Origin of the sequence: Streptomyces sp. NPDC047072 (assembly GCF_040643855.1) — a bacterium.
Classification (GTDB): domain Bacteria; phylum Actinomycetota; class Actinomycetes; order Streptomycetales; family Streptomycetaceae; genus Streptomyces.
On record NZ_JBEYVC010000001.1, the window covers coordinates 166,260 to 186,452 of the forward strand.

The 20,193-nt window shown below is 71.2% G+C and carries 14 protein-coding genes; 8 read left to right on the plus strand and 6 right to left on the minus strand.

Annotated features, from left to right (window positions below):
• Nucleotides 1–19: 19 nt before the first annotated feature.
• A complete protein-coding gene (locus ABZ896_RS00720; RefSeq protein ID WP_360919629.1) occupies nt 20–1,033 on the minus strand; it encodes a hydroxyacid dehydrogenase in 1,014 nt (337 codons plus the stop codon).
• Between the two features lie 267 nt (nt 1,034–1,300).
• Between ABZ896_RS00720 and ABZ896_RS00725 the strand changes: the two genes are divergently transcribed.
• From ABZ896_RS00725 to ABZ896_RS00755, 7 genes are all read left to right on the plus strand, one after another.
• Nucleotides 1,301–2,650 carry an extracellular solute-binding protein gene (locus ABZ896_RS00725; protein ID WP_360919632.1) on the plus strand — a complete coding sequence of 450 codons (1,350 nt, stop codon included), beginning with the start codon at nt 1,301–1,303 and terminating at the stop codon, nt 2,648–2,650.
• The gene (locus ABZ896_RS00730) at nt 2,647–3,645 is read left to right on the plus strand and encodes a sugar ABC transporter permease (RefSeq protein ID WP_360919635.1); all 999 of its coding nucleotides are present in this window, start codon (nt 2,647–2,649) and stop codon (nt 3,643–3,645) included. The genes ABZ896_RS00725 and ABZ896_RS00730 overlap by 4 nt, the downstream gene beginning before the upstream one ends.
• Nucleotides 3,642–4,505 carry a carbohydrate ABC transporter permease gene (locus ABZ896_RS00735; RefSeq protein ID WP_360919639.1) on the plus strand — a complete coding sequence of 288 codons (864 nt, stop codon included), beginning with the start codon at nt 3,642–3,644 and terminating at the stop codon, nt 4,503–4,505. The genes ABZ896_RS00730 and ABZ896_RS00735 overlap by 4 nt, the downstream gene beginning before the upstream one ends.
• 34 nt (nt 4,506–4,539) lie before the next feature.
• On the plus strand, nt 4,540–6,072 hold the full coding sequence (locus ABZ896_RS00740) for a glycosyl hydrolase family 28 protein (RefSeq protein ID WP_360919642.1): 1,533 nt from the start codon (nt 4,540–4,542) through the stop codon (nt 6,070–6,072).
• The gene (locus ABZ896_RS00745) at nt 6,069–9,404 is read left to right on the plus strand and encodes an alginate lyase family protein (protein WP_360919645.1); all 3,336 of its coding nucleotides are present in this window, start codon (nt 6,069–6,071) and stop codon (nt 9,402–9,404) included. The genes ABZ896_RS00740 and ABZ896_RS00745 overlap by 4 nt, the downstream gene beginning before the upstream one ends.
• 27 nt (nt 9,405–9,431) lie before the next feature.
• Complete coding sequence (locus tag ABZ896_RS00750) at nt 9,432–10,688, plus strand: alginate lyase family protein (RefSeq protein ID WP_360919649.1); 1,257 nt, start codon at nt 9,432–9,434, stop codon at nt 10,686–10,688.
• Nucleotides 10,689–10,780: 92 nt separating this feature from the next.
• Entirely contained in the window at nt 10,781–12,355 is a 1,575-nt protein-coding gene (locus ABZ896_RS00755; protein ID WP_360919652.1) for a carboxylesterase family protein, read from the plus strand.
• 14 nt (nt 12,356–12,369) lie between these two features.
• On the opposite strand, the gene ABZ896_RS00760 is transcribed toward ABZ896_RS00755, so the two are convergent.
• Complete coding sequence (locus tag ABZ896_RS00760; RefSeq protein ID WP_360919655.1) at nt 12,370–13,425, minus strand: LacI family DNA-binding transcriptional regulator; 1,056 nt, start codon at nt 13,423–13,425, stop codon at nt 12,370–12,372.
• A 179-nt stretch (nt 13,426–13,604) separates the two neighbouring features.
• Nucleotides 13,605–14,546: a homocysteine S-methyltransferase gene (gene mmuM, locus ABZ896_RS00765; protein ID WP_360919658.1), complete on the minus strand. Its 942-nt coding sequence runs from the start codon at nt 14,544–14,546 to the stop codon at nt 13,605–13,607.
• 89 nt (nt 14,547–14,635) lie between these two features.
• Here mmuM and ABZ896_RS00770 point away from each other — a divergent pair, with 89 nt between their 5' ends.
• On the plus strand, nt 14,636–15,751 hold the full coding sequence (locus tag ABZ896_RS00770) for an aminoglycoside phosphotransferase (protein ID WP_360919661.1): 1,116 nt from the start codon (nt 14,636–14,638) through the stop codon (nt 15,749–15,751).
• Nucleotides 15,752–15,820: 69 nt separating this feature from the next.
• On the opposite strand, the gene ABZ896_RS00775 is transcribed toward ABZ896_RS00770, so the two are convergent.
• The 3 genes from ABZ896_RS00775 to ABZ896_RS00785 form a co-directional block, all read right to left on the minus strand.
• On the minus strand, nt 15,821–16,558 hold the full coding sequence (locus tag ABZ896_RS00775; RefSeq protein WP_360919664.1) for an alpha/beta hydrolase: 738 nt from the start codon (nt 16,556–16,558) through the stop codon (nt 15,821–15,823).
• Nucleotides 16,559–16,651: 93 nt separating this feature from the next.
• Nucleotides 16,652–17,935 carry an acyltransferase gene (locus ABZ896_RS00780; RefSeq protein ID WP_360919667.1) on the minus strand — a complete coding sequence of 428 codons (1,284 nt, stop codon included), beginning with the start codon at nt 17,933–17,935 and terminating at the stop codon, nt 16,652–16,654.
• 128 nt (nt 17,936–18,063) lie between these two features.
• Nucleotides 18,064–20,148, minus strand: a complete 2,085-nt coding sequence (locus ABZ896_RS00785) for an autotransporter (protein ID WP_360919670.1) — start codon at nt 20,146–20,148, stop codon at nt 18,064–18,066.
• Nucleotides 20,149–20,193: the final 45 nt, after the last annotated feature.

Genomic DNA, 20,193 nt, shown 5'->3' on the forward strand with positions numbered 1-20,193 from the left:
TCGGTCCGTCGTCGCCCGCTCATGCCACCCGCACCATGTCCGCGTGGAACACCTGGTGCACCAGTGGTGCTCCGGCCGCGAGGCGCTCCAGCTCCTCCACGACGATCCGGCCGAGCCGCTCCAGCTCGTTGCCGAGGGAGCCCGCGATGTGCGGGGTCAGGAACACGTTGGGCAGCCGGTACAGCGGGGATCCCGCGGGCAGCGGCTCGGGCTCGGTGACGTCGAGGACGGCGTTCAGGCGCCCGGAGACCAGCTCGTCGGTGAGCGCGTCGGGGTCGATCAGCGCGCCGCGCGAGGTGTTGATGAGGACCCCGCCGTCCCGGATCAGCCCGAGCCGCGCGCCGTCGAGCATGCGGTAGGTCTCCGGGATGTCCGGGGCGTGCAGGGTGACGATGTCGCTGTGCCGGAGCAGGTCTTCCAGCGACAGGAGTTCGGCGCCCAGCGCGGTCGCCTCGGCGGCGCTGACGTACGGGTCGTGCAGCAGCACGGTGAAGTCGAAGGGCTTCAGCAGTTCGAGGAGGCGTCTGCCCACCCGGGAGGCGCCGATCACGCCGACGCGGCGGCCGACGTTGCCGGTGGCCGCGGTCTCGGCGGGCGACGGATAGGCGTGCGTGGCGCGGAAGCGCTCGCGGTGGTCGAAGGCGTCCTTCCCGGACAGCAGGATCATCGCGAGGGTGTACTCCGCGACCGGCAGGGCGTTGCCGGTCACCGCGCTGGAGACGGCGGTCCCGTGCTTCCACAGGGCCTCGCCGACCAGCGAGCGGACGGAGCCGGCGGCGTGCAGGACGGCGCGCAGCCGGGGGGCCGAGGCCAGGACGTCGGCGTCGAGGGCGGGGCAGCCCCAGCCGGTGATCAGCACCTCCGCCGCGGCCAGCGCGTCCGCCGCGGCCGGGTCGGTGAAGTCCGTGACGACGAGGCCGGGGTCGAGGTCGGCCACCTGGCTCAGCCGGGTCATGAGCGGTGGGGGGAAGAGCAGCGGGAGGTGCACCGGATCCATCGCGAACACGGCCCTGGGTGGCTGCGGGCTGGGCATGTCACTCCTGACGGTGAGAAGTCCTGCCGGTGGGAAGTCCTGACGGCGGAAACTGTTTCTGAAAACGTCTTCTACAACGCTTCTACCGTAGGTCGCCCGTCGAGCGGTGGTCAATCGATGCGGGCAACCGGTTCCCTCCCCGGAGCGTGTCCGCGAGGTTACACAGTCTTTTCGAAAATTCGTCAAGCCTCTTGACGCCGTTTCCGGACAGAGTGAAGCTCTGCCCCAATGCGCAGCAACCGGTTGTCAAAAGGAGGTGGTGCGTTCATGCGCCCCCATGTCGGTGCATCCCTGAGCCGCCGCCGGTTCCTCGCCCTCTCGGCGGCCGGTACCGCGGCCGGTGCGGCCGCCCTGAACGGCTGTGCCCTCCCGGTCTCCACCGGGGTCAGCGGCCCCGGCGAGACCGTCACCGCCATGGTCAAGAGCGGGGAGATCACGCCGGACGACGTCAAGCAGGCCTACAACGACCTCGGCATCAAGATCGTCCTGGTGAAGTACGACATCACCAAGCTGATCGCGATGATGACCACCGGCAACCCGCCCGACCTGGTGCGCGGTGTCGGCGCCATCGACGCCCCGTACTTCGCGGCCCGGGACCTGATGGAGGACCTGGACCCGTACTTCGCCCGCAGCAGCGTCCTGCGCCCCGCCGACCTGGACCCCGTCAACGACCTGTGGCGCTTCGACGGCCGGACCCAGGGCAAGGGGCCGCGCCACGGCATGGCGAAGGACTTCTCCCAGGACAACATGTACTGGTACAACACCGCGCTCTTCGACAGGGCGGGCGTCGAGACGCCCCCGGTGACCGAGCCGGTCACCTACGAGGAGTGGCTGGAGAAGGCCAAGAGCCTCACCCGGCGCAAGAGCGGTCAGACGACGGTCTTCGGCGGCAGCTACAACGGGCTCATGAAGTCCAGTCTGCTGGCGAGCCTGACCGCCGCGGCCGGCGGCAACCTCTTCACCGACGACTACGCCCGTGTCGACTTCACCAGCCCCGAGGCCCGCAAGGCGCTGGCCTGGTACATCGAGTACTGCCGGACCAGGGTCGGCCCGAGCGCCGTCCAGCCCGACCCCAACGCCTGGGACGGGCCCACCTACCAGGCGAGCCGCATGGCCATGTCGAACTCGGGCTACTGGCTCGGCGGCATGATCAACACCGACCCGAAGCTGGCGAAGGTCTCCCGCCTGGCCCCCGCTCCCATCTTCGCGGGCGGTCCGCGGATCAGTCCCTGCCAGGGCGGCACCGGACTGTGGATGACGAAGAAGTCCCGCAACAAGGACGCCGCCTGGCGGGTCTTCGAGTGGTTCTTCGGCGAGGGACCGGCCAAGGCCCGCGCCTCCGGCGGCTGGGGCATCCCGACCCTGAAGTCGCTGCGCCCGCTGATGCCGGCGAAGGAGGAGTACCAGAAGCAGGTCCTGAAGGTGCAGGACGCCGAGCTGGAGCACTTCTCGGTCATCTCCTTCACGCCCTACGCCTCGGCGGACGCGCTGGACGCCCTCTTCAACCAGATCGCCCCGGCGGCGATGAACGGCCACATGTCCGTCGACACCCTGGCCCGGCGCCTGGACTCCGCCATGAACGAGCAACTCGCTCGCGGTAAGGAGCAGGTGGGATGACGACCGAGCAGATCGCCTCCGTGGCCGGACGGCCGGAACCGGCCGCGTCCGCCGCCCCGGCCCGCGCCGCGCACCGGCCGCGGACGTCCATGACCGCGCGCAGGCACCGCGCGTTCTACTTGTTCGCCTCGCCCTGGATCATCGGCTTCCTGCTGCTGACCGTCGTCCCCATGGGGTACGCGCTGTGGCTGAGCATGACCACCTTCGACGGGCTCTCCCCGCACTGGAGGTTCGTCGGGCTCGGCAACTACCGCGAGCTGCTCTCCGACCCGGTCACCTGGCAGTCCCTGGGCCGCGCCGGACTGTTCGCGGCGACCTCCGTACCGCTGTCGATCATCGCGGGGCTCGCCCTCGCGGTCCTGGTCAACCGGCCGATCAAGGCACGCGGGCTGTTCCGCACCCTGCTGTATCTGCCGGCCGTGGTGCCGCCGATCGGGGCCGGCATCGCCTTCAAGCAGCTCTTCGACCAGAACTCCGGTGCCGCCAACGGGGTGTTGAACCTCTTCGGGATCGACGCGATCGGCTGGCTGGCCGACCCCTACGCCCGGTACGTGCTGCTGATGACCGTCCTCTGGACGGCCGGCAACATCATGATCATCTCGCTGGCGGGGCTCCAGGACGTGCCCCGTGAACTGCACGAGGCGGCCCGCGTCGACGGCGCGAGCGCCTGGCGGACCTTCCGCTCCATCACCGTGCCCCTGCTGTCGCCGGTGCTGCTCTTCCAGACCGTCACCGGGGTCATCGCCTCGGTGCAGACGATCATGCCGCTGCTGCTCGCCCCCGACGGCACCACGGCCGGCGTCACCCTCGTCCCGCAGTCCAACTACCTCTACATGATGCACGTGTTCGCGCAGTACTTCGCGATCGGCCGCTACGGCTACGCCTCCGCACTGCTGTGGGTGCTCTTCCTCCTGATCCTCGTCGCGACCGGGCTCATCTTCCGGTTCACGTCCGGCGTGGTGTTCTACAACGTCGACCCGGAGGCGAAGAAGTGACCGCCACGACCCTTGCCCCCAAGTCGCCGCCCCGCGTCCGGCTGCGCACCGGCCGGCTCGTCCTCTACACCGTCCTGGTGGTGCTCACCGGGCTGTTCCTCGGCCCGTTCGGCTGGCTGGTCATCTCCGGGTTCAAGACCCAGGCCGAGCTGGCCTCCTCGCCGGTGCGCTGGCTGCCCGAGCACTTCCAGTGGCACAACTTCGCCGACGCCTTCCACCAGATCGACTTCCTCGGCTACGCCCGCAACTCCCTGATCATCGCGGTCATCTACGCCACCCTCGTCACCCTCAGCTCGGCCTGGGTCGGCTTCGGATTCGCCCGGCTCGACGCACCGGGCAAGAAGACGCTGTTCGGCATCCTGATCGGCTCGATGATGCTGCCGCAGATGGTCACCCTGCTGCCGACCTACCTGATCTTCGCCCGGCTCGGCATGGTCGACACGTACTGGCCCTGGGTGCTGTGGGGGCTGGCCGCCGCGCCCTATCTGGTCTTCCTCTTCCGGCAGTTCTTCGCGGGGCTGCCGCGCGAGCTGGAGGAGGCCGCGATCGTCGACGGCTGCGGCTACGCCCGGATGTTCTGGCGGATCTTCCTCCCGCAGTCCTGGCCGGTCGTCTCCGCGAGCTTCATCATCGCCTTCACCTGGAGCTGGGGCGACTACATCGCCCCGCAGCTCCTGCTCTCCAGCGACCGCACCACCCTCGCCGTCGCCATCATGTCCGCGTACAGCACCCCGGCCGGGCAGCCCGTGCCCGAACTCCAGGCCGCCGCCTCGGTGATGTACGTCGTCCCGATCCTGCTGGTCTTCCTCGTCGCCCAGCGCGGCTTCGTCGCCGGGATGTCCACGACCGGCCTCAAGTAGCCCTTCCCACAGACCTGTTCGCAAGGAGTCACGCATGAACACACCCCTGTCCCGGCGTACGGCGATCCAGGCGGCCGGAGCCACCGTGCTCGCCGCCGGCCTCTCCGGGGTGACGGCCGGCGCCGCCCGCGCCGACGAGACCGAGGCCACCGCCGCCCCCAAGCTGGTGACCTACCCCCGCCCGGCCGCGATGCCGACCAACACCAGCTTCAAGGTGCGGGTGCGCACCGCCCCCGACGGCGAGTGGCAGACCCTCGACATCTGGCGGCCCCAGCTCGCCGAGATCAACCCCACCACCGGGTCGAGCAAGACGTACAACTCCTCGCTGGCGTACTTCGACTTCCGTGGTTCCGTCGAGGTCGAGGTCACCTACCTCAAGGGCGGCACCACCAAGGTCCGGGTGAGACCGGACTCGTACGGCATCACGCCCGAAGTCGGCGGCGACACCCTGGTGTTCACGCTCGACGAGCCGCGCAACGTGGTCGTCCAGATCAACGACGACATCTTCGACTGCCTGCACCTCTTCGCCCGCAGGATCGAGAAGAACATCCCGGCGCAGGACGACCCGGACGTCCTCTACTACGGCCCCGGCGTCCACACCACCGCCGACAACACCCTGCTCGTCCCCTCCGGCAAGACCGTGTACCTCGACGGCGGCGCCGTCCTCAAGGCGACCGTCATCTTCCGCGACGTCGAGCACGCGGGGATCACCGGGCGCGGTGTGCTCGCCGGTACAGCGGGCGGCGGGATCCTCGTGGAGAGCTCGCGGAACATCTCCATCGGGGCCGTCACCACGCTCAACCCGGCCGGTTACGCCGTCCAGTTGGGCGAGGCCACCGGTGTCACCATCAAGGGCCTGGGCTCCTTCAGCTCCAAGGGCTGGGGCGACGGCATCGACGTCTTCTGCTCCAGCAACGTCGTCGTCGACGGCGTCTTCATGCGCAACTCCGACGACTGCATCGCCATCTACACCCACCGCTGGGACTACTACGGCGACACCACGAACATCACCGTCCGCAACTCCACGCTCTGGGCGGACGTCGCACACCCCATCAACGTCGGGACGCACGGCAACACCGACAACCCCGAGGTGCTGAAGAACCTCCGCTTCAAGAACATCGACATCCTCGACCACCGCGAACCGCAGATGAACTACCAGGGCTGCATCGCCCTGAACCCCGGCGACTCCAACCTGATCAAGAACGTCCGCATCGAGGACGTCCGGATCGAGGACTTCCGCTGGGGCCAGGTCATCTACATGAAGGTCATGTACAACACGAAGTACAACACCTCGGTCGGCCGCGGCATCGAGAACGTCTACGTCAAGAACCTCAGCTACACCGGCACCAACGCCAAGCCGACGCTCCTGCTCGGCTACGACGCCGACCACGCCATCAAGGACGTCACCTTCGAGAACCTGGTGATCAACGGGCTCGTGGTCGCCGACTCGATGAAGAAGCCGACCTGGTACTACACCACGGACACGATCCAGTGGTTCGCCAACGAGCACGTGCTGAACCTCAAGTTCCTCACCACCGCCGAGGCCGAGGCGGCCGCCGCGTCATGACGATCCCCGACACCAGCCGCCGGACCTTCCTCGGCGGCACCGCGGCCCTGCTCCTGGCGGCGGGCGCGAACGGTCTGCTCGCGCCCGGCACGGCTCGGGCGGCCGACCGCGAGAGCACCGGCGCCAGATCCTTCGCCCACCCCGGGCTCCTGCACTCCGCCGACGACCTGACCCGCATGAAGACCGCGGTCGCAGCCCGGCAATCCCCGGTCTACGACGGCTACTTGGCGCTCGCGGCCCACGCCCGCTCGAAGTCCACGTACGCGGTCCAGAACACCGGCCAGATCACCTCCTGGGGCCGCGGCCCCACCAACTTCCAGAACCAGGCCGTCGCCGACTCGGCCGCCGCCTACCAGAACGCCCTGATGTGGGCCGTCACCGGCAGCACGGCCAACGCCGACAAGGCGCGCGACATCCTCAACGCCTGGTCCGCCTCCCTGACGATGATCACGGGCGCCGACGGCCCGCTCGGCGCGGGCCTGCAGGCGTTCAAGTTCGTCAACGCGGCCGAACTGCTGCGCCACACCGGCTACGACGGCTGGGCGGAGGCGGACATCGCGGCTTGCGAGCGCTCCTTCCTGGAGGTCTGGTATCCGGCCGTCTCCGGCTACATGCTCTACGCCAACGGCAACTGGGACCTGACGGCCCTTCAGACCATCGCCGCCATCGGGGTGTTCTGCGAGCAGCCCACCCTCTTCGAGGACGCCCTGCGCTTCGCCGCGGCGGGCTCCGGCAACGGCTCGATCGCCCACCGCATCGTCACGGACGCCGGCCAGGGCCAGGAGGCCGGCCGCGACCAGGGCCACGAACAGCTCGCGGTCGGCCTGACCGGCGACCTCGCCCAGGTCGCCTGGAACCAGGGCATCGACCTGTGGGGCTACGACGACAGCCGGATCCTCGCCAACTTCGAGTACGCGGCCCGCTACAACCTCGGCAACGACGTGCCGTTCGTCCCGGACCTGGACCGCACCGGCAAGTACATCAAGACGACCGTCTCCGCGATCAGCCGCGGCAACCTGCCCCCGATCTACGAGATGGCCTACGCCCACTACGCGGGTGTACGCGGCCTCGACACCCCGTACACCAAGGCGGCCGTCTTCCGCGGCACCGGTGGCACCCGGGTCGTCGAGGGCAGCAACGACGACCTGCCCAGCTGGGGGACGTTCGCCTACGCGGGCGCCACGGCTCCCTCGGCGTCCGTGCCGACGGCTCCGGCGGGCGTCACCGCGGTCGGCAACTCCGAGGCCGTCACGGTCAGTTGGCTGCCCGCCACCTGGGCCGACACGTACACCGTCCGCCGTGCCTCCAAGCCGCAGGGGCCGTACGAGGAGGTCGCCACCGGGGTCGACAAGCCGACCTACGCCGATGACCGGGTGCGCCCGGGACGGACGTACCACTACCTCGTCACCGCCACCAACTCCCAAGGCACGAGCGCTGCTTCGGCGACCGCTTCCGCCACCGCCGGTCTCCCCGAGCCCTGGTCGGCGCAGGATCTCGGGGACGTGAAGATCCCCGGTTCGGCCGTCTTCGACGGTGAGCGGTTCGTGCTGGAGGCGAGCGGCCCGCACCTGGTCCATCTCCCGCTGCGCGGCGACGGCGCGGTCACCGCGCGGATCGTGTGGCCGCTCAGCTCGCAGTACTCCAAGATCGGCGTCACGCTCCGCGACGCGCTCGACGAGGACGCGGCGCACGCGGCCATGGTGATCCAGGGGCTGCCCCTGCACACCTGGAGCGGGGTGTGGACGGTACGGCCGTCGCAGGGCGCCGACGTCTCCGGAACCGGCAGCACCCCCGTCCCGCCCTCCCAGCAGGACGCGATCACCGTCAACGCGGCCTTCCCGATCTCCAGTCTCGGCTCGCTCCCCCAGTCGGCGACCCCGCTGGAGGCCCCGTACGTCGAGGGCGCCGGCGACGGCTACCGGCTGCGCAAGCCCTACTGGGTGCGGGTGAGCCGCCGCGGACGCCGCTGCACCGGCGCGATCTCCCCGGACGGCATCCGCTGGACCGAAGTCGGCTCCACCGAGGTCGAGTTGGGGCGCACCGCCTACGCGGGCCTGTTCCTCGACTCCAGCCTCGGCGTCGACCAGGACTACGCCGAGACCGGCACCGGCGCCTTCGACAACGTCACCGTGACCTCCGCGTCCGGCGGCGAGGTCTGGTCGGTGCCCAAACCGGCCCGCGCCGCGGAGGACTTGACGGCGGTCAGCGGCTCCGACGCCGTCGAGCTGGCCTGGACCGACCCGGACCTCTCCGCCCGCTACAAGGTGCTGCGCGCCACCGACGCCGACGGCCCCTACGTCACCCTCGCGACCGGCGTCGGCCCGGTCGGGTCCGGCACCCGCGTCCAGTACACGGACGCCACCGGCACGCCCGGGACGACGTACCACTACGCCGTCGCGAAGACCAACACGGCCGGGCGCGGTCCGCTGTCGGCGACGGCAGCCGCCGCGATGCCGACACCCTCCGTTCCCGAACTCACCTCCGCGACAACGGTGTTCGCGAACAAGGGCATCTCCGTGAGGCACCTCCTGCGCGCCACGCACGAGCCGGTCCGGTTCACCGCGTCCGGCCTCCCCGACGGCCTCCGCGTCGACAGGCGCACCGGCCTGATCAGCGGAATCCCGCGCGAGACCGGCGAGTTCACCGTCACCACCACCGCGGGCAACGTGGCGGGCGACGGCACCGGAACCCTCACCCTCACCGTCGGCACACCCCCGCCCACCCCCTGGACGTACGGCGACCTCGGCGATGTCGTCCTCGACGACCGGGAGTTCGGCACCCTGGGCGTGGTCGCGATCCGCACCCCCGGCAGCACCGCCCACGAGGACGGGACCTTCGTGGTGCGCGGCGCCGGAGTCGACCTGACCGTCAACAACCAGGGAATGACGGGCCACTTCGTACGGCAGCCCGTCAGCGGTGACAGCACGGTCACCGCCCGGCTGGTCTCCCGTACCGGAGCGGCCGGGGTCACCGCCGACCGCGTCGGACTGCTGATGGCGAAGTCCCTGTCGCCGTTCGACCAGGCGGCCGGAGCGATCGTCACCGGCGGCACCACCGCGCAGCTCATGCTGCGCAAGACGGTCGCCGCGGCCTCCGCCTTCACCGGCAACGGCGGCGTTCAACTCCCCACGCTGCTGCGGCTGAAGCGCACCGGGACCACCTTCACCGCCTCGGTCTCGGCCGACGACGGCGCCACCTGGACCGACCTCGCCGCCGGCGAGATCCCCGCCTTCGGTGACGCCCCCTACTACGTGGGACTGGTGGCCTGCTCCCGCAGCCCGCTGGCCCTCGTCACCTCGACCTTCGACGAGGTGAGCATCACCCAGAGCTGATCCCCCCACGGATTGGAGATGCACCGCATGAGCCGCACATCCCCCCACCAGCACCTCCCGCGGCCCGAGTTGAGCCGCCGCGGTCTTCTGAAGACCGCCGGCGGACTCGGCGCCGCGTTCGCCCTGGGAAGCGGCGCGTTCGCCGCCACCACGGCGGACGCGGCGCCCTCGACCTGGACCCACCCCGGCATGCTGCACAACGCGGGCGACATCAACCGGGCCAAGGTCCGGGTCGCTGCCGGAACCGACCCCTGGCTCTCCGGCTGGAACAAGCTGGTCGCCAACTCCCACTCCGCGTCCACCTGGACCAACCGGGCCACCGCCACCATCGTCCGCGGCGGCGGCACCGGCGAGAACTACGGCCTGCTCTACAACGACATCGCCGCCGCCTACCAGAACGCCCTGCGCTGGAAGGTCGGCGGCACCGAGGCCAACGCCGTCTGCGCGGCGAACATCCTCAACGCCTGGTCCAAGACCCTGACTTCGGTCACCGGCAACGCGGACCGGTTCCTCGCGGCCGGCATCTACGGCTGGCAGTTCGCCAACGCCTGCGAACTCATGCGGGACTACAGCGGGTTCGACCTGGCCGCCGCCCAGGAGCTGCTGGCGAACGTCTTCTACCCGATGAACAACGACTTCCTGACCAACCACAACGGCGCCTGCATCACCAACTACTGGGCCAACTGGGACCTGTGCAACATGGCGTCCGTGCTGGCCATCGGCATCCTCAACGAGGACTCCGCCAAGTACGACCAGGCCGTCACCTACTTCAAGTCCGGCGCCGGCAACGGCTCCATCGCGCACGCGGTGCCCTACCTGTACACCGACTCCGACGGCTACGCGCTCGGCCAGTGGCAGGAGTCGGGCCGCGACCAGGGCCACACCGTCATGGGCATGGGCCAGATGGGCGCGTTCTGCGAGATGGCCTGGAACCAGGGCGACGACCTCTACTCCTACGACAGCCGGAGGTTCATGAAGGCCGCGCAGTACGTGGCCAAGTACAACATCGGCGACGACGTCCCCTTCACCACCTACAACTGGGGCACGGGCACGAGCTGCGCCGCCTCCTCCCAGACCGTGATCTCCGACGCCTCCCGCGGCCAGGTCCGCCCGGTGTGGGCGATGCTCCACTTCCACTACAACCGGCGCCTGGGCCTCGACGACAAGTACATCTCGCAGATGTACTACGACCTCGTCGCCCCCGAGGGCGGCGGCGGGGACTACGGCACCACCAGCGGCGGCTTCGACCAGCTGGGCTTCGGCACCCTGATGTACGCCAAATAGCCCTGCGACCCGCTCGTGCACCGGAATACCCGGAGCGATTGTGGTGCTCTTGTGTTACCGGTGCACGAGCGCGGCGAAGGGCTGGTGGGCGGATGACGGCAGACCAGGCGAACCCCGTGGTCAGGACGCCTTACGGCGCGGTACGCGGCAGGACCGAGCAGGGCGTGGCGGTGTTCCGCGGCATCCCCTACGCGGCCCCGCCCTTCGGCCCCCGCCGCTTCCGGCCGCCCGAGCCGCCCGAGCCCTGGGACGGCGTGCGCGACGCCGTCGCCTTCGGGCCGACGGCGCCGAAACCGCCGTACTCCGAGGCCTTCGCCCAGTACCTCTCCGACCCGGTCGTCCCCGGCGACGACTGCCTCAACCTCAACGTCTGGACACCCGGTCCCGGTGGCCGGCTCCCCGTCCTGGTGTGGCTGCACGGCGGGGCCCTGACCAGGGGCTCGTCGGCCGTCCCCGTGTACGACGGGCACGCCTTCGCCCGCGACGGGATCGTGTTCGTCTCCGTCAACTACCGTCTGGGCGTGGAGGGTTACGGCCTCTTCCCGGACGCCCCCGCCAATCCCGGCCTGCGCGACCAGCTCGCCGCCCTGCGCTGGGTCCACGAGTCGATCGGGGCGTTCGGCGGCGACCCGGACCGGATCACCCTCGCCGGACAGTCGGCCGGGGCCATCAGCATCGGCGCCCTGCTCGCCGCCCCGCAGGCCCAGGGCCTGTTCCGGCGCGCGGTCCTGCAGAGCGGGCCGCCCGAGGCGAGTGACCGCGACAAGGTACGGCGGATGGTGCGCCGGATGGCCGCCAAGCTGAAGGTCCCCGCCACCGCCGCGGCCTTCGCCGAGGTAGACCGCGAGCTGCTGCTGCGCACCCAGGCCGAGGTCGGCCGGCTCAGCAGCCCGGTGCTCGGCGGCCCCGCCTTCGGGATCGTCGTCGACGGCGACCTGGTGCCCCGCGATCCGCTGGAGGCGCTGATCGAGGGCGACGCGGCCCGGGACGTCGACCTGATGATGGGCTGGACCAGCGACGAGTACCGGCTGTGGGTGGTCCCCGGCGGCCTCCTGGAGCGGGTCGACCGGCTCGGCCCGGTCGCCCTCGCGGGCGCCATGGCCCGCTGCCACTGCGGCCTGGAGGTGGTCCGCGGCTACCGCGCCCTGCACCCCGAGGCCGGCACCGCGGAGATCGTCGGCCAGATGGTCACCGACCACCTGCTGCGGATCCCGCTGCACCGCCTGGCCGACGCGCGCCCCGGTTCGGCGTACGTCTACGAGTTCGCCTGGCCGTCGAACCTGCCGGACCTCGGTGCCTGCCACGCCCTGGAGCTGGGCTTCGTCTTCGACACGGGCGCCACGCCCGAGTCGGCCAAGCTCGCCGGCGAGGGCGCCCCGGCCGAACTCGCCGACGCCCTGCACGGCGCCTGGGTGCGCTTCACCACCGACGGCGACCCCGGCTGGCGGCCCTGGGACGCCGGCCACCCCGTGCAGATCTTCGGCAAGGGCGACCCGTACCTGGTGTCCGGCCCTCGGGACCGCGATTTCGAGGTGTGGACGGCCGACACGACCACGAAGGAGACGGCCCCGGTCTCGGAACCGGCGGACGGCTGGCCGGCCCGCACGGCGGAACTGCGTTCAGTGGTACGGCGACTGCGGCGGACGGGGCTGGCCCGGCGGCCCTGAAGGGACGGAGCGTCTCAGGTGCCGGTCGGTGTGACCGAGGCGCGGACCACCACATGCGTGCCCAGCAGCAGGTGCTCGTCGGGGTCCTCCGTCGTGCGGCCCAGCGCGGTGCGGACGGCGAGGCGGCCCAGCTCCTCGTAGGGGACGTGGACCGTGGTGAGGGCCGGGTGCAGGTCGCGGGCGAAGGGGATGTCGTCGTAGCCGGCCAGCGAGACGTCCTTCGGCACGTCCAGGCCCGCCTCGTGCAGCGCGGTCAGGGCACCCGCGGCGACCATGTCGGTCGCGGCGACCACGGCCGTGAACTCCAGGCCGTCCTTCAGGGCCCCGCGCATCAGCCGGTGACCGGAGTCGCGGGTGAAGTCGCCGTTGAGGACGAGCGCCGGGTCCGGTTCCACCCCCCGGGCCCGGTGGGCGGCGAGATAGCCGCGCTCACGGCCCTGCGCCGTGGTGTGGTCCGCCTTGCCGCCGAGGAACAGCACCCGCCGGTGCCCCTGCGCCAGCACATGCGCGACCAGGGCGTACGCGCCGCCCTCGTTGTCGTACTCGATGACCGTGACCGGCGCGCCGGGGCCCAGCGGCGGCCGTCCGCACAGCACGAGCCGGGATCCGGCGGACGCCAGCGAGTCGGCCATACGACGGGTGCGCTCGCGGTACTCGACGGTGTCGGCGGCGCCCCCCACCAGGATCACGGCGGCGGCCCGCTGGGCCCGCATCATCTCCACGAACTCCAGTTCGTGCTCGACGTCGCCCTCCGTGCTGCACACCAGGCACAGATGGCCGAGCCGGGTCGCCTCGCGCTCCACACCGTGCGCCATCAGCGCGAACGAGGGCCCGGTGATGTCCTCCAGCACGAACGCCAGCGTGGGCGTGCCGACCCCGGCGATCGCCTTGGCGCGCGCGTCGGCGACGTAGTCCATCTCGCGGACGGCCCGCAGCACCCGTTCCCGGGTCGCCGCGCTCACCGGATACACCCCGCCGAGCACCCGCGACACGGTCGACGCGGACACCCCGGCCCGCGCGGCCACGTCCCGAATGGTGCTCCGGTCGGAGTCCTCACTCTTCCTGGTCATCCAGCTCGCCCCTCTCCCCGTACCCACCCCTTAGGAACAGCGGCAACACCATGGAAACCGGTTCCCACGGTGGAGGCTAGCAGGGTGACGGAGGTGGGGTTAAGGGGCGCGGGGAACTGCGCGAGCAACCACGACGAAAGCGGCAGCCGCCAGACATGAGGGGCCCTACGGCGAACAGCTCAGCGCAGTGCCCCCGAGATCCCGGAGATCGCCCCGGGCCCCACCCGACAGCACCCCCCGATCAACCGAGCCCCGGCCGTCCGCCACCCCGTGACCTCCTCCGACGTGAACGAGGACCGCCCCTCCCAGCGGCGCGCCCCCGCGTTCCAGGACTCCCCACTGTTGGGATAGACGACGACCGGCTTGCCGGTGACCCGCGCGGCGATCTCGATCGCGCCGGTCACATCCTCCGGAACACAGCAGTTCACCCCGACCGCGACGACCTCCTCCACCTCCGCCGCCAACGCGAACGCCTCCTCCAGCTGCTGCCCGGCCCGCGTACGGTCACCCGCGACCGAGTACGACAGCCAGGCCGGCACACCCAGCCCCCGCACCGCCCGCAGCAGCGCCCGCGCCTCGTCCGCGTCGGGAACCGTCTCCAGCGCGAGGACGTCAGGACCGGCGGCCGCGAGCACCTCCAGACGGGGCCGGTGGAAGGCCTCCAGCTCGTCGACGCTCAGTCCGTACCGCCCCCGGTACTCCGACCCGTCCGCGAGCATCGCGCCGTACGGCCCGACGGACGCGGCCACGTACAGCGGCCGCCGTACCCCGCCCGCCTGCGCCCGCCGCGCCGCGTCCCGCGCCAACTCCACGCTCAGCGAGATGAGTTCGGCGGCCCGCTCACGCGAGACCCCGCGCTTCTCGAACCCCTCGAACGTCGCCTGGTAGCTCGCGGTGATCGCCACGTCCGCGCCCGCCTCGTAGTACGCGAGATGCGCCTCGGTGATCGCCTCCGGCTGCTCCGCGAGCAGCCGCGCGGACCACAGCTCGTCGCTCAGGTCGTGCCCGGCGGACTCCAGCTGGTTGGACATGCCGCCGTCGAGCACGACCGTCCCGGCCGCGAGGGCCTCGGCGAACGGAACGGAAGCGGCGGCGGGGGATGCGGGGGTATCGCTGGTCATGCCCCCGACGCTAGTCGACGGCCGACGATACGGCCGTATCCGTCCGCTCCCCGAACACCGCGCCCGGCATGCGGGACTACCCTCGGCCCATGACCGACCTGGACATCGACGTCCTGTCCGCCGAAGCCGCCGAGGTCCTCGGTACCGGCCCGGCTTTCGTCTCCTCCCTCACCCACAACCCCAAAAACGGCGTCACCGGCGGTGTCTGGCACATCACCGCGGGAGAGCGCGAGGCCGTCCTCAAGGTGCTCACCCGCCGGAAGGGCGTGACCGGGCACTGGGCGGCCTCCGACGACCCGCGGCACTGGAACCACTGGCGGCGAGAGGCCGAGGTGTACGCCCGGGGGCTCGCCCAGGTCTGGCAGCCGTACGGCATCCGCGCGCCCCGCCTGCTGGCGTGCGTGGAGCGGGCGGACGGCGATGTCGCGCTGTGGCTGGAGTCGGTGCGGGGGCGGCCGGGACAGCGCTGGCCGGTCCAGACCCATGTACGGCACGCCCACCGCATGGGTCTCGCGCAGGGAGCCGTCGGCGCGCTCGACGAACCCTGGCTCTCCCGCCGCTTCCTGCGCGACTACACCGGCGGCCAGAGCACCGGACAGGAACTCCTCGACGAGGACGCGGCCTGGCGACAGCCCCTGGTCCGCGACCACTTCCCTGCCGGACTGCGCCAGGACATGGTCCGCCTGCGCCACGACCGGGAGTGGTTCCTCGACGTCATGGAGTCCCTCCCGCGCGCCTTCTGCCACCTCGACCAGTGGCCCGCCAACGTCCGCGCCGACGGCCGCGACACCGTCCTGCTGGACTGGGCGTTCGCGGGCGACGGCGCGCTCGGCGAGGACCTCGGCAACTACCTCCCGGACTCCGTGTTCGACCTGTTCGTCCCCGCCGCCCGGCTCCCCGCCTACGCGGCGGCGGCCTACGAGGCGTATGTGGACGGCCTGCGGAAGAGCGGCTGGCAGGGGGACGAACAGCTGGTCCGTCTCGCCGTCTGCGCCTCGGCCGTCAAGTACGACTGGCTCGCGGGTCTGATGCTGGCCCGGGCGGGGGAGGAGAAGCAGTCGGACTACGGCGGGGTGGGCACGGTCTCGCCCGAACGCCGGTACCGGGAGCGGGGGTTGGCCCTCGCCTTCCTGGCCGGGTGGGCGGCCGAGGCGCGGGCGCTGGCGCCCCGGCTGGGCTTTCCTGAGGCTCCGAGCGGACGGTGACGGGGGCGATTCCGGCGGCGATTCCGATGGGGCCCGGCCGACGGCCGTAGCCGCCGGCCGGGCCCGGTCTCACTTCAGGTGCCGGGTGAAGAACTGGGCCGCCGCGTCCCCGGCATACTGCGGAACGCCGGTGTGTCCGCCCATGTTCGCGTGCAGGGTCTTCTCCTTGCTGCCGAAGGTGTCGAACAGGTCCAGGGCCACCTGCCGGTCGTTGCTCTCGTCGTCCCACTGGAGCAGGACGTGCAGCGGAATCGTCAGCCGACGGGCCTCGTCGAAGGTGACGCGCGGCACGAAGCTCCCGGCGAAGAGGACGGCGGCCGCGATGCGCGGCTCGACCAGCGCCAGCCGGATCCCGATGGAGATCACTCCCCCCGAGTAGCCGACCGGGCCGTCGATCTCGGGCAGCGCGAGGAGGGCGTCCAGGGCGGTGCGCCATTCCGGGACCGCCCGTTCCACGAGCGGGAGGACGAGGGCGTCGATGACATCCTGGCCGACCGGCTCTCCGGCCTCCAGCGCCCGGTGCAGGGCGGCGCGGGCCTGATCGGTGGACGCGGAGCGCGGCCGGTCACCGCTCCCGGGGAGTTCGAGGGTGGCCGAGGCGAAGCCCTCGGCCGCGGAGTGCCGGGCCCGTCCCGCCAGCCGGGGGTACATGCCGTGCAGTCCGCCGGGGTGGCCGAGCAGGATCAGCGGCGCCGGTGCGGACGAGGAAGCGGATCCGGGCGTCCACAGGATGCCGGGGATCTCGTCGAGGGTGAACTCGCGCTCGACGACGCCGTCTTCGAGGTGTCGCTCAGAAGTGAAGTGCATGGTCGTGCCTTTCGGGAATGCGCTGGAAACGGCACTCCCGGACGACCTATCGCCCGACCGTGACCCCGGAGGAGAGCACCCACGTCGATACGTTCACGGGTACCACCTCCTGGTTCTCTCGCACGGCCTCCGGAAAGGTAACAGCGGCCGCTCCGGTCCGCCAACGGGTTTTCGCCGGGGCCCGGAGGCCAGTCGCCGCCCCCATGCCTGCCCCGGGACCTCGACCCACCGATGGGTCAGGACGCACAGGGGGAGCAGCACGGCGAAGAAGGCGGCCTCCAGCGCGGGATCGTCCCGCCGCGCCCGCCCGACCGTGCCGTCGATCACCGCGAGCAGCACCGGGTGGACCAGGTAGACCGAGTAGCTGATGGTCCCCAATCCGGTGAGCGGCAGCGGGAGTTGACGCCGACGCCACGCCAGCCCGGCGCCGAACGTGAGCACGGCTGCCAGGAAGGCCGCGATCCAGCCGCGCCGGGTGAACAGCTCCCCGTCGCCGTACCGGTACGCGCTCCCCACCGCGCACCCGACCACCACCACGGCCGTCCCCGCCGCCCGCCACCAGGTGCCCTGCCCGTGCTCGGCCCGGTGGACCGCGGTCCCGAGGAACATCACGGCGAGGATCACCAGCCCCTCCCACAGCGGGACCGTGCCGTTGAACGGGACCAGGACGAGGGCCGGGAGCGCGCCCAACACACCCCCGAACAACCGGAGTACGGGAGACGTGGCACTCGCACAGCAGATGGCGACCACCATGACGGACGCGCCGACGAGGATCAGCGGACCGGTGCCGACCCGGTCCGAGAGAGCGGAGGCCGGCAGCGCGGCCCCCGCCGCCACGCTCGCGGCGGCGAGCACGGCCAGGGTGACGGCGATCGTCGCCGAGCGCCGGTGCAGCCGTACCGTGAACAGCGCGACGACCAGCAGATAGAAGGCCATCTCGTACGAGAGCGTCCACAGGACGAGCAGCAGGCTCGGTGTCCCCAACAGCTCCTGGAGCATGGTCACATGGGCGACGGCCACCGTCACCGCGCTCTGGCCGCCGAAGTCGCGGATCTCCACGACACCGCACAGTCCGAGGCCGAGGACCGTCGCGACGACGACCGCCCACAGCGGGTAGACGCGGAAGACCCGTCCGATCCAGAACGTCCGCACACAGCCCCGGCGTTCCAGCGAGGCGGGGACGATGTACCCGCTCACCAGGAAGAACACCATGATGCCGAACCGGCTGGTGTTGAACTCGGGCATCAACTCCCGCCGGAAGTCCGCCAGTAACGTCGCCGACGAGTGGTCGAACACCACGACCAGCGCCGCGACACCGCGCAACGCGTCGAGCCAGCCCAGCCGCGCAGGACCCGCCCCGCCACCGTTCCCCGTCATCCGCAGCCGCCTTCCCGCTCGCCGGAGGCTTCCCGGACCTCCGGGCCTCAGCGGCGCCGGGGTTCTTCGAGCCCGTTCAACCGTCCTTGGAGCGAGGGGGTAGCAGCGTTACGGGGAGCGGTGTCCGCTCAGCCCTGTGCCGCGTGCCGTCCGCCCTTGCGGCGCTTGCCGTTGCGCAGCACGGTCGGGGGCACCACGAGCCCGCCCAGCAGCCCGAGGGCGAGCACGTACGGCCACCAGCCGAGCCCTTCCGCCACCGCGCTGGTCGTCCGCGGGGCGGCGGCGGAGGACGGCGTCCAGTCGGCGTGGGTGTCCGGCGAGGCGCTCGCGGTGAAGGCCGTCAGTACGACGTCGTTGCCGTCCCCGCCCCGGTAGCTGATCCGGTACGTCGTGTCCCCGAGCTCGACCTTCGTGCCCTCCTTCAGCCCGTCGAAGGACCCGCTCACCTTCGAAGTGCCCTTGTTCTCCAGCACGGTGACGGTCCGTCCGGTAACCGACCCGGCCGTCGAGAGATCCAGTTCCCCGGCCAGCCGCACCGCCCCGGTCACCGTCAACGGCCGCTCCCCGAGCACGAGTTCGCCCTTCGCGCGCTGCGTATAAGCACCGGAGACGGTCAGCTCCCCGGCGACCACACCGTCGTTGGTGACGGCTCCCTTCACCGTCCCCCTGCCGCTCAGCGAGGTCCGCACCCGCAGCCCCGCGGGGCCCACGTCCAGCCGCGCCCCGGCCGAGGTGAGCCGGATCGCCTTGCTGCGAGCCAGAGTTGCCCCGCCCCGGAGCGCCAGAGTGCCCTTGGCGACCGTCGTCGTCCCCGTGTACGTCACCGCGCTCCCCGTGAGCGTCGTGGTCGCGGCGCCCGTCTGCGTGAGCGACCCGCTCCCGCCGATCCGGGACAGGGTCAGGGGCTTGGCGGTGTTGTTCAGCACGAGCGAGCCGTCGTTGACGACCTTGTAGAGGTCACCGGCGGTGTAAAGCCCGCCGTCGGTACCGGACTTGCCGACGCCCAGCCTCAGCACCGCGCCCTTCTCCACGGTCGTCGAGCCGTTGTAGTACTGCACGGCCGCGAAGGTCACGTCATTGCCCTTCGTCCCCTTGATCACGACGTCCCCCTGGCCGGGCGCGGCCAGCGTGTCGTGGAAGCGGCCGCCGCCGATGGGCGCGCCCAGGGTCACGGGACCGTCGTAGGCGAAGGTGAGGCGGGAACGCTCGCGTGCCGCGAGCAGGTTGATGTAGACGGTCTCGGCCGTGCCCGGCATGAAGATCCGGTGGGTCGTCCCGTCGCCCCACTGGACGTTCGCGCCCTTGATGTTGGTGCCGCGCTTGTTGACGTTCTTGGGGGCGGGCGTCCAGTTCAGGGCGGGGTCGCTGAGCGAGGGGTCGGTGTCGCCGCCCCGGTTCGACCAGCTGTACTGGCCGGTGAGGATCACCTTGCCGCCCGGCCGGGACTGGACGTTGATGTCGCTGCCGTACTCGCGCTGGTAGAAGTCCATCCGCTGGGTGACCGTCTGGCCGAGCGGGGTGTCCACGGTCCAGGTGCCCTGGTTGAGCACCTTGCGGACGTTCGGCAGCGAGGTCGCGTACTCGGGCCGCCCGGTGTTGACCCCGGTGCCGTTGTCGATGACCCCGGAGAACGGGCCGGACGACAGGTCCCAGGTGCCCCAGAGGAACCGCGGCTGGGTGATCAGCCCGGAGCCGCTGACCGTGCCCAGGTTGTAGGCGCTCTTCAGGGAGAGCCGCAGGGTGCCGTCGACCCGGATGTTGTCCTGGTTCAGCCGGAACGCCGGTGTGCCGTAGGGGAAATGACCGATCAGCCCGGTCGTCCCGCCGTCGCCGTACTGGAGAGTGGCACCGCGGTCGACCGTGACCGCGGGCGGGTCGGCGGCGGTCGTGGTGACGTACGGGTGGTTGCCGCCCGCGATCCGCACGGCCTGCCGTTGCCGGGACGTCGGCAGCGTGAAGTCGCTGTCCCTGGTGAGGATCAGGGTCCCGGTGCCGCGCACGGTGAGCGTGCCCTCCCCGCGGAAGACGCCGTCGTACGTTGTCGTCCCGCCCGGCACGGTGACGACCGTGTCGCCGGTGAGCGTCACGTCCCGGCCCGCGAGGACGTCGGCGGTGACGTCCCGGGGACCGGCGGCCCGGGCCGGGGGAGCCGAGGCGAGGAGGGCGACGAGGGCGCCCACGGCTGCTGCTGTCTTGTGGGTATGGCTGCGCACATGGTCGGAGACGCGCGAGGGCCCGGACCGATAACAGAAAATCCG

Excerpts from the sequence above, each read along its gene's own strand:
- ABZ896_RS00720 (WP_360919629.1), bottom strand. The coding sequence starts at position 1,033 with ATGCCCAGCCCGCAGCCACCCAGGGCCGTGTTCGCGATGGATCCGGTG.
- ABZ896_RS00725 (WP_360919632.1), top strand. The coding sequence starts at position 1,301 with ATGCGCCCCCATGTCGGTGCATCCCTGAGCCGCCGCCGGTTCCTCGCC.
- ABZ896_RS00730 (WP_360919635.1), top strand. The coding sequence starts at position 2,647 with ATGACGACCGAGCAGATCGCCTCCGTGGCCGGACGGCCGGAACCGGCC.
- ABZ896_RS00740 (WP_360919642.1), top strand. The coding sequence starts at position 4,540 with ATGAACACACCCCTGTCCCGGCGTACGGCGATCCAGGCGGCCGGAGCC.
- ABZ896_RS00745 (WP_360919645.1), top strand. The coding sequence starts at position 6,069 with ATGACGATCCCCGACACCAGCCGCCGGACCTTCCTCGGCGGCACCGCG.
- ABZ896_RS00750 (WP_360919649.1), top strand. The coding sequence starts at position 9,432 with ATGAGCCGCACATCCCCCCACCAGCACCTCCCGCGGCCCGAGTTGAGC.
- ABZ896_RS00755 (WP_360919652.1), top strand. The coding sequence starts at position 10,781 with ATGACGGCAGACCAGGCGAACCCCGTGGTCAGGACGCCTTACGGCGCG.
- ABZ896_RS00760 (WP_360919655.1), bottom strand. The coding sequence starts at position 13,425 with ATGACCAGGAAGAGTGAGGACTCCGACCGGAGCACCATTCGGGACGTG.
- mmuM (WP_360919658.1), bottom strand. The coding sequence starts at position 14,546 with ATGACCAGCGATACCCCCGCATCCCCCGCCGCCGCTTCCGTTCCGTTC.
- ABZ896_RS00770 (WP_360919661.1), top strand. The coding sequence starts at position 14,636 with ATGACCGACCTGGACATCGACGTCCTGTCCGCCGAAGCCGCCGAGGTC.
- ABZ896_RS00775 (WP_360919664.1), bottom strand. The coding sequence starts at position 16,558 with ATGCACTTCACTTCTGAGCGACACCTCGAAGACGGCGTCGTCGAGCGC.
- ABZ896_RS00780 (WP_360919667.1), bottom strand. The coding sequence starts at position 17,935 with ATGACGGGGAACGGTGGCGGGGCGGGTCCTGCGCGGCTGGGCTGGCTC.